Source organism: Burkholderia diffusa (assembly GCF_001718315.1).
In the GTDB taxonomy this organism is placed as follows: Bacteria; Pseudomonadota; Gammaproteobacteria; order Burkholderiales; family Burkholderiaceae; genus Burkholderia; species Burkholderia diffusa_B.
The window spans coordinates 1,630,405-1,643,577 of the sequence record NZ_CP013362.1 but is presented as its reverse complement, the minus strand read 5'-3'; the positions used below and the strand labels follow the sequence as shown (position 1 = coordinate 1,643,577).

The following is a 13,173-nucleotide window of genomic DNA, read 5'->3' as shown; positions in this document are numbered from 1 at the left end:
GTTGCCTCTTTACGATTTCGACGAAACGGCGGCGACGGGGCCGACATGAGCGGGAACGTCATCGCGTGCGCCGGCCAGATCGGCGGCGAGGTGACGCTCGGCGAGCAGCTTCAGCGCGAGCGTGACGAGCGCGAGCAGCGCCAGCACCGACGCCACCGCAAACGCCGCCGCGAAGTTGTATTCGTTGTACAGAATCTCGACGTGCAGCGGCATCGTGTCGGTCACGCCGCGGATGTGGCCGGACACGACCGACACCGCGCCGAACTCGCCCATCGCGCGTGCATTGCACAGGATCACGCCGTACAGCAGGCCCCACTTCACGTTCGGCAGCGTCACACGCCGGAAGATCTGCCAGCCCGATGCACCGAGCACGCGCGCGGCCTCTTCCTCGTCGGTGCCCTGCGCCTGCATCAGCGGAATCAGCTCGCGCGCGACGAACGGGAACGTGACGAAGATCGTCGCGAGCACGATGCCCGGCACCGCGAAGATGATCTGCACGTCGTGATCCTGCAGCCACGGGCCGAGCCAGCCTTGCGCGCCGAACAGCAGCACATAGACGAGGCCCGAGATCACCGGCGACACGGAGAACGGCAGGTCGATCAGCGTGGTCAGCAACGCCTTGCCGCGGAATTCGAACTTCGCGATCGCCCACGATGCGCACACGCCGAACACGAGGTTCAGCGGCACCGCGATCACGGCGACGGTCAGCGTCAGCTTGATCGCCGACCATGCGTCGGGATCGGCGAGCGATTCGAGATAGAAGCCGACGCCCTTGCGCAGCGCCTCGAAGAACACCGCGGCGAGCGGCACGACGAGGAAGAACGCCAGGAACGCCAGCGCGACGCCAATCAGCAGCCAGCGCACGGCGCGCGGCTCGCTGACGGGGTCGAGCCGCTTCGCGGCGCGCACGGGAGCGGCGGAGGGACCGTTCAGCACGGCGCTGGACTTCCGGGTCATTGCTGGCCTCCTGCTGCGGCAACGATGCCGGTCGCCGGCGCGGGGCCGCTCGCGCCCTTGCTCGTGCGGCGCTGCAGATACCACTGCAGCGTGTTGATCAACAGCAGCATCAGGAACGACACGACCAGCATCACGACCGCCAGCGCGGTCGCGCCCGCATAGTCGTACTGCTCGAGCTTCGTGATGATCAGCAGCGACGTGATCTCGGATTTCATCGGCACGTTGCCGGCGATGAAGATGACCGACCCGTATTCACCGAGCGCGCGCGCGAATGCCAGCGCGAACCCTGTGAGCAGCGCCGGCAGCACGGCCGGCAGCACGACGCGGCGGAACGTCAGCCAGCGCGATGCGCCGAGGCATGCGGCGGCCTCTTCCTGCTCGCGCTCGAAATCCTCGAGCACCGGCTGAACGGTTCGCACGACGAACGGCAACCCGATGAAGGTCAGCGCCACCAGCACGCCGACCGGCGTGAACGCGATCTTGATGCCGAACGGCGCGAGATACTGACCCACCCAGCCGTTGGTCGCATAGACCGCGGCAAGCGAGATGCCGGCGACGGACGTCGGCAGCGCGAACGGCAGGTCGACGATCGCGTCGACGAGGCGCTTGAACGGGAACGTGTAGCGCACCAGCACCCACGCGACGAGAAAGCCGAACACGGCGTTGATCAATGCACCGCCGAGCGCGGCGGAGAACGTCAGCCGGTACGATGCGAGCACGCGCGGCGACGTGACGGCGGTAACGAACTGGTCCCACGACAGCGTCGCGGTCTTCAGGAACGTGGCGGCGAGCGGAATCAGCACCACGAGGCTCAAATAGGCCACCGTGATGCCGAGCGTCACGCCGAAACCGGGCAGCGCGCTCGGCTTGCGAAAGGTGTACGTCGTCATCGGATGCTCTTGCTGGGTCGTTGCTGCTCATGGGCCCGACGCAAACGCCGACGCGGGGAATCGCGCCGGCGGGCGGTCGGGGATGCGGCGCGCTCTCGTGGCGCGCCGCTGTCGTTATGGCTTGCTGCGTGGCGTTATTGCGGCTTGTAGATCGAGTCGAACACTCCGCCGTCCGCAAAATGCGTCTTCTGCGCATTCGTCCAGCCGCCGAACGTGTCGTCGACCGTGTACAGCTTCAGCTTCGGGAACTGCTTCGTCAGCTCCGCGGGCACGTTCTTCGACCGCGGGCGGTAGTAGTTGCGCGCCGCGATTTCCTGGCCCTGCGGGCTGTACAGGAAATTCAGGTAGGCCTCGGCCAGCTTGCGCGTGCCCTTCTTGTCCACCACCTTGTCGACCACCGCAACGGGCGGTTCGGCCAGGATGCTCACCGACGGCACGACGATCTCGAACTTGTCGGTGCCGAATTCCTTGATCGACAGGAATGCCTCGTTTTCCCACGCGATCAGCACGTCGCCGATCCCGCGCTGCACGAAGCTTGTCGTCGCACCGCGCGCGCCCGAGTCGAGCACGCCCGCGTTCTTGTAGAGCTTCGTCACGAATTCCTTCGCGCTCTGCTCGCTGCCGCCCGGCTTGTGGACGGCGTATGCCCATGCGGCCAGGTAGTTCCAGCGCGCGCCGCCCGACGTCTTCGGGTTCGGCGTGACGATCGAGATGCCCGGCCTGGTCAGGTCGTCCCAGTCCTTGATCCCTTTCGGGTTGCCCTTGCGCACGAGGAACACGATCGTCGACGTGTACGGCGATGCATTGTCCGGCAGGCGCTTCTGCCAGTCCTTGTTGACCAGCCCCTTGTTGGCGAGCGCGTCGATGTCGTAGGCGAGCGCGAGCGTCACGACGTCGGCCTGCAAGCCGTCGAGCACTGAGCGCGCCTGCGCGCCCGAGCCGCCGTGCGATTGCTTGAAGTTGACCGTCTCGCCCGTCTTCGCCTTCCACTCCTTGCCAAACGCCTGGTTGAAGTCCTGGTACAACTCGCGCGTCGGATCGTAGGACACGTTCAGGAACGTCGTATCGGCCTGGGCATGCGTCGCGACGCCGAGCGCCGCCGCCGCGCCCAGCGCCAGTGTTGCGATCAGGCGGCCCACTCCGCCCACCAGCCCCGTGTTGCGCTTCACCATCCTTGGTTCTCCAGTGTTGTCGGTATTGCGATGTCGGGCCAGTCTAACGAACGGGTTACATGATTAAAAATAATCGTTCTTCATTTTTTAATACTCAAAAGTGCTAACGCAGACGGGACGGACGGTTGCGGCGGACGATCCGGCGTCCGGGCGTCGCAAAATCGCATCGGAACCGATGCGATCGCGTCGAACCTCAAGTAACACTTGAAATTCGCGAAGTACTGTATAAAAATACAGCTCACTGTCTATCCATACAGTTCAGCCATGACCAAACTCACTGCCCGTCAGCAGCAAGTGTTCGATTTGATCCGCCGCGCGATCGAGCGCTCCGGTTTCCCGCCCACGCGCGCCGAGATTGCGGCAGAGCTGGGTTTCAGCTCGCCGAACGCGGCCGAGGAACATCTCCGTGCACTGGCGCGCAAGGGTGTGATCGAACTGGCCGCCGGCGCGTCGCGCGGCATCCGCCTGCTCGGCATCGACGACGCCCCGCATCAGTTCACGTTGCCGCACGCCGGCCTGATGCAACTGTCGCTGCCGCTCGTCGGCCGCGTGGCGGCCGGTAGCCCGATCCTCGCGCAGGAGCACATCTCGCAGCACTACGCGTGCGATCCCGCGCTGTTCACCAGCAAGCCCGATTACCTGCTGAAAGTGCGCGGCCTGTCGATGCGCGACGCCGGCATTCTTGACGGCGACCTCCTCGCCGTGCAGAAGCGCACGGAAGCGAAGGACGGCCAGATCATCGTCGCGCGCCTCGGCGACGACGTCACGGTCAAGCGCCTGAAGCGCCGGCCCGGCGGTCTCGAGCTGATCGCGGAGAACCCGGATTACGAAAACATCTTCGTCAAGGCCGGCAGCGCGGAATTCGCGCTGGAAGGCATCGCCGTCGGGCTGATCCGCTCGGGCGAACTCTGACAATCGGTCTCTCTGAGGAGAACATCATGGAACGCCTTTCCCGTCTGCTGCCTTTCCGTCAATTCGGCCGCCTGCGTCACCTGCGCGGCCGCACGCCCTGCGCACCGCTGTCCGCCGCGGCGCCCGTGGTGAGCCAAGAAGTCGCAGTTGAACGGCAGGCGTCGCTGCTGCCGTCAGCGCTTCCCGCATTCGCGCGGGTGTCGCTGAACGCCGGCCTGAATCATGCGGAACCGGCGCGCCGTGCGCCCGTGCGCGTCTATCACGGCCGCTCGCGCCTGATCATGGTCGGGACGATCGATGCCGTGTGCCGAATGATCGATCGCTGCATCGCGGAGGAACGATCAGCCACGCACGGCGGTCTCTGAGTGCGGAACCTGTCCGCACCGGAGGCATCGTGACTGGATCTTCGGGCCGCGCGTGGCGGCTCAAGCACTTGCTGATCGTCGTGCTGGCCGTCGCCGTCCTGACGGCGATCAGCTATGCATACGCATCACCGTACGTCGCGCTCGGTCGCCTGAAATCGGCAATCGACGCGCGCGATGCGCAAGCGGTCAGCGAATATGTCGATTTTCCGTCGCTGCGCATCAGCCTGAAGCAGCAGGTCACGGAAGAACTGATGCGCCGAATCGACGCAGTGAAGAAGGACAATCCGTTCGCAGTGATTGGCGCGCTGATCGGATCTGCATTGATCGGTCCGCTGGTCGATGCCTATGCGACACCGGAAGGGGTAGCGGCGCTGATGAGCGGCATTCCCCCGCGAGGCAATCCGGGGGAACGCCCGCCCGAATGGTCGAGCCCGCCGTCAGGCGCTGCGACTGGCAACGCACCGGCCGCGCCGCCGGCCAATCCGGCGAGCGCCCCCGTACCGGCCAGCAATGCCACCGCCTCGAGCGCATCTGCGCCAGCCACCGCCCCCACAACTGCCAGTCCCGGCGAGGCGGGCCATCCGCAGCAAACGAGCGCCGGCTACCGGAATATGGATGAATTTGTCGTGACCTACCAGCGCAGCGCGGACGGCACGCGGTATGCGGCGATCTTCCACCGCTCCGGCCTGTTCTCGTGGAAGCTGTCCGCAATCGACCTGCACGCCTGAGCGGCCGCAACCGGCGCAGATGCCAGCGGCACCGTGCGCGACCGGCATGAATCGCGATACGACCCAGCCGGTCGCACGATCCTTGCGTTACTTGCCGCTCGCGGTGGCCGCTTCGCGTTCGCGTGCGATCTCGGCCTTTTGCTCTTCCGCCGACGAACATGCGACCAGAATGCTGCAGTTCACGCGGTCGAGCAGCTGTGTGTTGCCCGACCCCATCCACCATCTCGACAACCCGCTGCGGCACCGATGGCCGACGACGACGAGGTCGACCTTCAATTCCGTCGCGAGATTCGCGATTTCGTCGATCGGATAGCCAAAGGCGAAATGGCCTTCCGCCTGAACGCCGCGCTCGCGCAGCCAGTTCACGCCTTCCTGCAGGATCTCGCGCGCGGTTTCCTCGAAACGGCCGCACGCGACGTCGGTCAGCAGCCCCGCGCTTTGCGCGATGCTCGAACGCATGTCGACGACCGACAACAAATGCGTTTCCGCCTTCAGGTCCAGCGCGAGATTGGCACCGCACCGCAATGCCTTGCGTCCTTCGAGCGTGCCGTCGTAGCACAGCAGAATCTTGTTGTAGCTAGCCATGAAACCTCCCTATCGCGACTACGTACCCTATGCACTCATCATGGTGCGCCGCAATCCCGGACGCAAGGGATGGAAAACGCTGATTCGCCACGCGCGGCGCGTCGGCGATGATGCGGTGCACGATCCATGCACGCATGCACCGTGCCGCGCGGGCGCGCCCTGAACAGACGCAGACGATGCACTAGAATGGCCCGTTCGTGCCGTCGACGTGCGTTCGCCTCGGTCATGCCCGTGTGACACGCATTCATCCGATCCGTTCGCTGGCCGGCATGTCCGTCCGACCGGCCGCGAAAGGCGTCTGCGTCCGCTTACAACGACAACCTGCCCATGTCCGTTGCACCGATCGATTTCCGGAACGTCGAAAAGCGCTATGGCGACAAGCTCGTCGTCAACGACCTGTCCTTCCACGTGCAGGCCGGCGAATGCTATGGCCTGCTCGGGCCGAACGGCGCCGGCAAGACCACGACGCTGAAGATGCTGCTCGGCCTCGCGTATCCCGACGCCGGCACCATTTCACTCTGCGGCGAGCCGGTTCCGTCGCGCGCGCGGCATGCGCGCCAGCGCGTCGGCGTCGTTCCGCAGTTCGACAATCTCGACCCCGACTTCACGGTCCGCGAGAACCTGCTCGTGTTCAGCCGCTATTTCGGGATGTCGGCACACGCCGCACGCGCGCTCGTGCAACCGCTGCTCGAATTCGCGAAGCTGGAAAACAAGGCCGATGCGAAGGTCGGCGAGCTGTCGGGCGGCATGAAGCGCCGCCTCACGCTCGCTCGCGCGCTCGTCAACGATCCCGACGTGCTGGTGCTCGACGAGCCGACGACAGGCCTCGATCCGCAGGCGCGGCACCTGATGTGGGAGCGGTTGAGATCGCTGCTCGCGCGCGGCAAGACGATCCTCATCACCACGCACTTCATGGAAGAAGCCGAGCGCCTGTGCGACCGGCTGTGCGTGATCGAGGAAGGCCGAAAGATCGCCGAAGGCGCGCCGCACGCGCTGATCGAATCGGAAATCGGCTGCGACGTGATCGAGATCTACGGGCCCGAACCGGTCGCGCTGCGCGACGAACTGGCGCCGTTCGCGAAGCACACCGAGATCAGCGGCGAGACGCTGTTCTGCTACGTGACCGATCCCGAGCCGCTCAGTGCGCGGCTCAAGGGTCGCACGGGATTGCGTTATCTGCATCGTCCGGCCAATCTGGAGGACGTGTTCCTGCGGCTCACGGGCCGCGAAATGCAGGACTGATCGATCATGGACGTACGCAACTATTCCGCCACCGCGCCGTCCGCACCGCCACGCGAATCACGCTTCGCGATCGCGCTGCCCGCGAATGCCACCAACTGGATTGCCGTGTGGCGACGCAACTACCTCGTGTGGCGCAAGCTCGCGCTCGCCTCGCTGTTCGGCAATCTCGCGGATCCCATGATCTACCTGTTCGGGCTGGGGTTCGGGCTCGGTCTGATGCTCGGCCACGTCGACGGCGTGTCGTATATCGCGTTCCTCGCGGCCGGCACGGTCGGTTCGAGCGTGATGATGTCCGCGAGCTTCGAGTCGATGTATTCGGGCTTCTCGCGGATGCACGTGCAGCGCACCTGGGAAGCGATCATGCACACGCCGCTCGCGCTGGGCGACATCGTGCTCGGGGAGATTGTCTGGGGGGCGAGCAAGGCGCTGCTGTCCGGCGTCGCGATCATGCTCGTCGCGGGCCTGCTTGGCTATGCGCGGTTTCCGTCGATGCTGGCGGCGTTGCCCGTGATCGCACTCGCCGGCCTCGCGTTCGCGAGCACGGCGATGATCGTCACCGCGCTCGCGCCATCCTACGATTTTTTCATGTTCTATCAGACGCTCGTGCTGACGCCGATGCTGCTGCTGTCGGGCGTGTTCTTCCCGATCACGCAATTGCCTCCGGTCGCGCAGCACGCGGCGCAGATGTTGCCGCTCGCGAACGCGGTCGAACTGATCCGCCCCGCGATGCTCGGCCGGCCGGCGACGGACGTCGGCCTGCATCTCGCGGTGCTCGCCGGCTATGCACTCGGCGGATTCGTGGTCTCCGCGTGGCTGTTCCGGCGGCGGATGATGCGCTGACGACCGGCGCGCGCTGCGCCGGCTCGATGCTGCGATGAAACGGCGACGACGTTACTCGTCGTCGTCGCTCCACGGGATCTCGACGTCGGTCAGGAATGCGACAGTCGCCAGCGGGCCGCCCTCGTGGCGACCGAGCTTGCCGTCGGCGCGATGCCATTCGACGCGGAACTGCGTACCCGGATCGTCGGCGACGAGGTAGACCGCGCGCAGTTCTTCCGCGTCGGCCTCGTCGACGGGACCGTCGAACGACACCAGCATCTTCTGCGGCCACAGGCCGTTCACCGGATCGTAAATGCGGTCGCCCTGCGGAATGTCGATGCTGGCCTCGACGCCGATCGTGGCGGAGGCTTCGATGATCATCGTGCCGAGCGCGTTCAGCACGGCAGTCGCCCGCGCGGAATTGGCCTGGCGGATCGCGAGATCGCCGCGCGTCAGCGCCTTTTCGAGTCGAGGATGAATCTTCGGTTGGGTCATGCGTTTTCCTGTTTGCTTCTTGTAAAGGGCACCGCTCGCGTGAAGCTGCGGCGCCGGATGAATACGACGGTCGCGCGGCGGGATCGGTCGGCGCGCGGCATAGCGGCCATCGCGCAGGCTCGCTCGCCGGCGGCCCGGCACGTCGCGGCTCGCACCTTGATCGTGCACACGTGCCGCACCTGTCCGGCCGTCCCGCCCGCGTGTCCGTCAGAACCCGAATGCGATCGCAAGCAGCCCGCTCACGATCCCGAACACGATGACGAGGCCCGTGACGATCGCCAGCATGTACGGCTTGAACGAGCGCGCGAGCATCGCGAGCGACGGCACGCTGATCGGCGGCAGCGTCATCAGCAGCGCGGCGGCCGGGCCGACACCCATGCCGAGCGACAGCATCGCCTGGATGATCGGCACTTCGCCGGCCGTCGGGATCACGAACAACGTGCCCGCGACCGCGAACGCAATGATCCAGCCGAGATGATTGCCGATGTCCGGGCCGATATGCGGGAACAGCCACGCGCGCGCCGCGCCGAGCAGCAGCACGAGCACGATGTATTCGGGCACGAGCCGCACGGCCATGCGTGCAAGCAGCTTCATCCAGCGGACGAACGGATTGCCCGCGGCTGCCTGCTCGGCCACCAGCGCGGCGAGTTGCGCATCATCGATGCTGCGGTCCTCGGGACGCGCGATACGGTTCAGCAGATAGCCGCCCCCGAATACCATCGCGACGCCGAGCACGAGCCGCAGCGCGCTCCAGTGCCAGCCGAGCACGAAGCCCATGAACACCAGCGCGGCCGGATTCAGCACCGTGTTGCCGAGCCAGAACGCGACCGCGCCGCCCGGCGACGCGTGCCGCGCGCGCAGGCCCGCGACGACCGGCGCCGCGCAGCACGTGCACATCATGCCCGGCAGCGACAGCAGGCCGCCCGCGGCGACACTGCCGAAGCCCGTGCGACCGAGTGCGCGTGCAACCCAGTGCGCCGGCAGCAGCGCCTGCACGGCCGAGCCGAGCAGCAGGCCGAGCACCATGGCCTGCCAGATCGCCTTGCCGTATGCCCACGCATAGTCGAGAGCCGCCTTCAGCGACGGCTCCGGCGCGCTCGACGACGTGCCCATCAGGATCGACTGGCCGATCGAATGATGCTCGGCGGCGACGAACGCCTTGTTGTAATACGGGAACCATTTCACGTAGAACAGTCCCGCGACCGCGATCAGCAGGAAGGTCATCAAGCCGAGCGCCGGACTGGGTTGAGTGCGTGTGGTCGTCATCGTGTGGTGGTCGTAGGGTTGTTGTCGGTATCGGCTCGCGCCGCCGCGCCGGCGGCGGGCGATGCCGGCAGCCCGGACTGCGCGAGCGCATCGAGCAGCGCACGCGCCTGCCGGCGCCCATCGGTCGCGTTCGGCCGGAAAGTAAACGTGAGTGCACGGTTCGGCTTGTCGTACGACGAACGATAGGTGCGCGCATACGCGGGATCGTAATGCTTGTCGATCAGCGTGCGGAACAGTTCGGTGCGCTCGTTCGCGTCGATCAATGCGTTCCAGGCCGCGACCTCTTCCCGACTGTGCAAACCAATCAGTCGCTCGAGCTGAGCCTTGAACACCGCCGGTTCATCGAACAGATGAGCGTAGTCTTCGAGCAGGAAGGCGACGCGTTCGTCATGCGCCGCCTCGACCTGCACCCACGGCCCCGCGCGAAACGCGTCCAGCAACGCGAGCGGCAACTGCACGAGCCCGATCTTGCGGCTTTCCGATTCGACAAACACTGGCCACGCGGGGTCGAAACGCTCGAGCGCGCCGACGAGCCCGGAGTCGAACGACTTCTGCGTCGGCTGGGACACGCCCGGCAACGCACCGAGCAGCGAGCCGCGATGGCACGCGAGCGCCTCGAGATCGAGCGTCTGTGCGCCTTCGTCGCGCAGCGCGTTCAGGAGCCGCGTCTTGCCGCAGCCCGTGTGACCGACGAGCGCGATGTAGCGAAAGCGGGTGGGCAACGTGTCGAGCGTCGCGCACACCGAGCGGCGATACGCCTTGTAGCCGCCGTCTAGCTGCCGAGCCTGCCAGCCAATCAGGTTGAACCAGGTCGTCATCGACCCCGAGCGCTTGCCGCCGCGCCAGCAGTAGATCAGCGGCCGCCAGTTGCGCGGGCGGTCGGCGAACGTCGTGTCGAGATGGCGCGCGATGTTGCGCGCGACCATCGCCGCGCCGACGCGCGTCGCCTCGTACGGCGACACCTGGCGGTACATCGTGCCGACGATCACGCGCTCCTCGTTGCTGAGCACGGGCGCGTTCAGCGCGCCGGGAATATGGTCCTCGGCGAATTCGAGCGGCGTACGCACGTCGATGATCTCGTCGAACTCGCCGGCGCGATCGAGGGTGACAATCAGGTTCTTCAATTTGGCGTCGAACAGGGGCGATGCGGCTCGGCGAGCCGCACGGGCACGGAAGGCGGATTCGCGATTATCTCATGCCCGGGCGTCTCGGGCCGCGCTTGGCGACCGGCGGGGACGACACGCTGCTCATCACGTCGATCAGATGGTCGCGAAACGCGCGCACCGACGCGGGCAGATCGCGCCCCGCCATGGTCTGCACCTGGATGCTGCGCTCGCGCAACTGCGGATTCGTGACGGGCACGACGACGAAACCGTCGGCGTCGAAACGGTCCCGCACCGATAGCAGTCCCGTAAACATCACCGCGCCGGTACGCTGCGCGTAGCGATACATCACGGCAGTGTTGTTGCTGGTCAGCTCCGGCTCGAGCATGAGCCCGTCGAGCACGCACGCGATGTCGATCAACTGGCGCACCGTCGTGCCGGCCTCGGGCAGCACATGCGGATGCCGCGCGACATCGGCGAGCGACACCGAGTCGTGCGCCGCGAGCGGATGGTCGCGCCGCACGAGCGCGAATACCGGCGCACGCTCCGTGTGTTCGACGCGCACGCCCTGCTCCGGCGCCAGGCTGAACGTCAGCCCGATGTCTGCATCGCCGTCGCGCACGCGCCGTGTCGCCTCCGCCGGCGACACGACCCACACCGAGAAATCGACGCCCGGGTGGCGCGCCTTGAAGCCTGCGAGCGCACCCGGCAGGAAATCGATCGCGAACCCCTCCGAGCAGGCGATCTTCAACAGGCTGCCGTGCAGCGCCTCCAGCCCGCCGATTTCCTTCATCACATGCTCGGCCTCCAGCAGGCTGCGCTGCGCGAAGCCCAGCAGCCGTTCACCGGCTTCCGACAACGCCATCCCTCGCGGCCGGCGCTCGAACAGCGGCGCGCCGAGCTCGCTCTCGAGCTTTGCGATCTGCCGGCTGATGGCCGAGACGGCCACGTGTAGCCTCGTGGATGCGTCGCTGATCGACCCGGTGCGCGCCACTTCGACGAAATACCGCAGCGCAAGACCATGCAGGAAAGCCGCCATCGTTCTGTCCCCGGGCCTGTCTTCCAGGCCGCCCAGCTTTGCCTTTTTGGCAAAGAAATGTTCGAAATTCGATCATTGTGACAAAAAAAACGGCTTTCTAGAATCGATCGCACTCCCAGCCGTGCGCGCCGCGCCCGCCGCAAAAACCGACACAGGAGACACGACTTGAGCCGTACCGCCGCCATTCAGCACGCACTGAACCAGTTCGAATCGGGCGCGTTCTTCACCACCCTGAGCCGCCGCATCGGCCTGCGCACCGAAAGCCAGGACAGCGGCTCGGGCGCCGCGCTGCGCGCCTACCTGACCGACGAGATCGCGCCGGAGGCCGCGCGTCTGGGCTTCACGTCGCGGATCGTCGAGAACCCGGTCGACGGCGGCGGCCCGTTCCTGCTGGCGTCGCGCCACGAGGACGACGCGCTGCCGACCGTGCTCGTCTATGGTCATGGCGACGTCGTGCGCGGCTACGACGCGCAATGGCGCGCGCCGCTGTCGCCGTGGACGCTGACCGCCGACGGCGATCGCTGGTACGGCCGCGGCAGTGCCGACAACAAGGGCCAGCACACGATCAACCTGGCCGCGCTGGCGAGCGTGCTCGACGCGCGCGGCGGCCGGCTCGGCTTCAACGCGAAACTGCTGATCGAGATGGGCGAGGAAACGGGGTCGCCGGGCCTCGACGCAGTGTGCCGCCAGGAACGCAACGCGCTCGCCGCCGACGTGCTGATCGCGTCCGACGGGCCGCGCCTCACCGCCGAACGTCCGACCGTGTTCCTCGGCTCGCGCGGCTCCGTCAACTTCAGGCTCGGCCTGCGCGCACGCGACGGCGGCCATCACTCCGGCAACTGGGGCGGGCTGCTGCGCAACCCGGCGACCGTGCTCGCGAACGCGCTGGCTAGCCTCGTCGACGCGCGCGGTGCGATTCGCGTCGCGGGGCTGCGGCCGCCGCCGATCCCGGCGGCCGTGCGGGCCGCGCTCGCCGACCTGTCCGTCGGCGGCGGCCCCGGCGATCCGGCGCTTGACGCCGACTGGGGCGAGCCGGGCCTTTCCGCCGCCGAACGCGTGTTCGGCTGGAACACGCTCGAGATCCTCGCGTTCAAGGCCGGCAATCCCGAACATCCGGTCAATGCGATTCCGCCCGTCGCGTATGCGCACTGCCAGTTGCGTTTCGTGGTCGGCACTGACTGGGAGGCATTGCATGCGCACCTGCGCGCGCATCTCGATGCGCACGGCTTCGCCGACATCGAGATCGACGTCGAACGCGGCGCGCCGGCGACGCGCCTCCCGCCGGACGATCCGTGGGTCCGCTGGGCTGTCGCGTCGCTCGCGCGCACGACCGGCAAGAAGCCCGCGATCCTGCCGAACCTCGGCGGCACGCTGCCGAACGAAGTGTTCGCCGATACGCTGGGGCTGCCGACGCTGTGGGTGCCGCACTCGTATCCGGCATGCTCGCAGCACGCGCCCGACGAGCACCTGCTCGCGAGCGTCGTGCGCGAGGGACTGCAGATGATGGCCGGCCTCTTCTGGGATCTCGGCGAGGCCGCACCGCCTGTTCGCCGCGCGGGTGCCGCCGCAGCCGGCGCCGCCCTGTAACGCGCTTCGCCCC

The 13,173-nt window shown here is 66.9% G+C and carries 15 protein-coding genes; 7 read left to right on the top strand and 8 right to left on the bottom strand.

The features are described from left to right. Positions 1 to 9: 9 nt before the first annotated feature. From cysW to WI26_RS07640, 3 genes are all read right to left on the bottom strand, one after another. Positions 10 to 957, bottom strand: a complete 948-nt coding sequence (gene cysW, locus WI26_RS07650) for a sulfate ABC transporter permease subunit CysW (protein WP_069225644.1) — start codon at positions 955 to 957, stop codon at positions 10 to 12. Beyond that, entirely contained in the window at positions 954 to 1,847 is an 894-nt protein-coding gene (gene cysT, locus WI26_RS07645; protein ID WP_069225643.1) for a sulfate ABC transporter permease subunit CysT, read from the bottom strand. The genes cysW and cysT overlap by 4 nt, the downstream gene beginning before the upstream one ends. Positions 1,848 to 1,981: 134 nt before the next feature. Then, on the bottom strand, positions 1,982 to 3,019 hold the full coding sequence (locus WI26_RS07640) for a sulfate ABC transporter substrate-binding protein (RefSeq protein ID WP_069225642.1): 1,038 nt from the start codon (positions 3,017 to 3,019) through the stop codon (positions 1,982 to 1,984). 264 nt (positions 3,020 to 3,283) lie between these two features. Between WI26_RS07640 and lexA the strand changes: the two genes are divergently transcribed. The 3 genes from lexA to WI26_RS07625 are packed head-to-tail and all read left to right on the top strand — an operon-like array spanning position 3,284 to position 5,024. Continuing rightward, a complete protein-coding gene (gene lexA / locus WI26_RS07635) occupies positions 3,284 to 3,931 on the top strand; it encodes a transcriptional repressor LexA (protein WP_059467562.1) in 648 nt (215 codons plus the stop codon). Positions 3,932 to 3,957: 26 nt separating this feature from the next. After that, on the top strand, positions 3,958 to 4,296 hold the full coding sequence (locus WI26_RS07630) for a hypothetical protein (RefSeq protein ID WP_040144136.1): 339 nt from the start codon (positions 3,958 to 3,960) through the stop codon (positions 4,294 to 4,296). A gap of 29 nt (positions 4,297 to 4,325) precedes the next feature. Then, the gene (locus tag WI26_RS07625; protein WP_069225641.1) at positions 4,326 to 5,024 is read left to right on the top strand and encodes a DUF2939 domain-containing protein; all 699 of its coding nucleotides are present in this window, start codon (positions 4,326 to 4,328) and stop codon (positions 5,022 to 5,024) included. Positions 5,025 to 5,111: 87 nt separating this feature from the next. Here the strand turns inward: WI26_RS07625 and WI26_RS07620 are convergent, their stop codons facing one another. Then, a complete protein-coding gene (locus WI26_RS07620) occupies positions 5,112 to 5,609 on the bottom strand; it encodes a universal stress protein (protein ID WP_040127369.1) in 498 nt (165 codons plus the stop codon). On the opposite strand from WI26_RS07620, the gene WI26_RS32165 reads away from it, so the two are divergent. From WI26_RS32165 to WI26_RS07610, 3 genes are all read left to right on the top strand, one after another. Next, on the top strand, positions 5,608 to 5,772 hold the full coding sequence (locus tag WI26_RS32165; RefSeq protein ID WP_155623351.1) for a hypothetical protein: 165 nt from the start codon (positions 5,608 to 5,610) through the stop codon (positions 5,770 to 5,772). The two genes, WI26_RS07620 and WI26_RS32165, sit on opposite strands and share 2 nt — an antisense overlap. A gap of 164 nt (positions 5,773 to 5,936) precedes the next feature. Next, positions 5,937 to 6,851, top strand: a complete 915-nt coding sequence (nodI, locus tag WI26_RS07615; RefSeq protein ID WP_059467564.1) for a nodulation factor ABC transporter ATP-binding protein NodI — start codon at positions 5,937 to 5,939, stop codon at positions 6,849 to 6,851. Positions 6,852 to 6,857: 6 nt separating this feature from the next. Continuing rightward, a complete protein-coding gene (locus tag WI26_RS07610) occupies positions 6,858 to 7,691 on the top strand; it encodes an ABC transporter permease (RefSeq protein ID WP_059467565.1) in 834 nt (277 codons plus the stop codon). Between the two features lie 51 nt (positions 7,692 to 7,742). Here WI26_RS07610 and WI26_RS07605 read toward each other — a convergent pair whose 3' ends face one another. The 4 genes from WI26_RS07605 to WI26_RS07590 all read right to left on the bottom strand — a co-directional run bounded on the left by WI26_RS07605 (position 7,743) and on the right by WI26_RS07590 (position 11,573). Continuing rightward, a complete protein-coding gene (locus WI26_RS07605) occupies positions 7,743 to 8,165 on the bottom strand; it encodes a hypothetical protein (RefSeq protein ID WP_059449632.1) in 423 nt (140 codons plus the stop codon). A 207-nt stretch (positions 8,166 to 8,372) separates the two neighbouring features. Continuing rightward, on the bottom strand, positions 8,373 to 9,431 hold the full coding sequence (locus WI26_RS07600; RefSeq protein WP_069225640.1) for a permease: 1,059 nt from the start codon (positions 9,429 to 9,431) through the stop codon (positions 8,373 to 8,375). Beyond that, positions 9,428 to 10,555 carry a tRNA 2-selenouridine(34) synthase MnmH gene (mnmH, locus tag WI26_RS07595; RefSeq protein WP_069225639.1) on the bottom strand — a complete coding sequence of 376 codons (1,128 nt, stop codon included), beginning with the start codon at positions 10,553 to 10,555 and terminating at the stop codon, positions 9,428 to 9,430. The genes WI26_RS07600 and mnmH overlap by 4 nt, the downstream gene beginning before the upstream one ends. A gap of 64 nt (positions 10,556 to 10,619) precedes the next feature. Next, entirely contained in the window at positions 10,620 to 11,573 is a 954-nt protein-coding gene (locus WI26_RS07590) for a LysR family transcriptional regulator (RefSeq protein ID WP_059510760.1), read from the bottom strand. Positions 11,574 to 11,738: 165 nt separating this feature from the next. Here WI26_RS07590 and WI26_RS07585 point away from each other — a divergent pair, with 165 nt between their 5' ends. Next, the gene (locus tag WI26_RS07585; protein WP_069225638.1) at positions 11,739 to 13,160 is read left to right on the top strand and encodes a M20 family metallopeptidase; all 1,422 of its coding nucleotides are present in this window, start codon (positions 11,739 to 11,741) and stop codon (positions 13,158 to 13,160) included. Positions 13,161 to 13,173 lie beyond the last annotated feature (13 nt).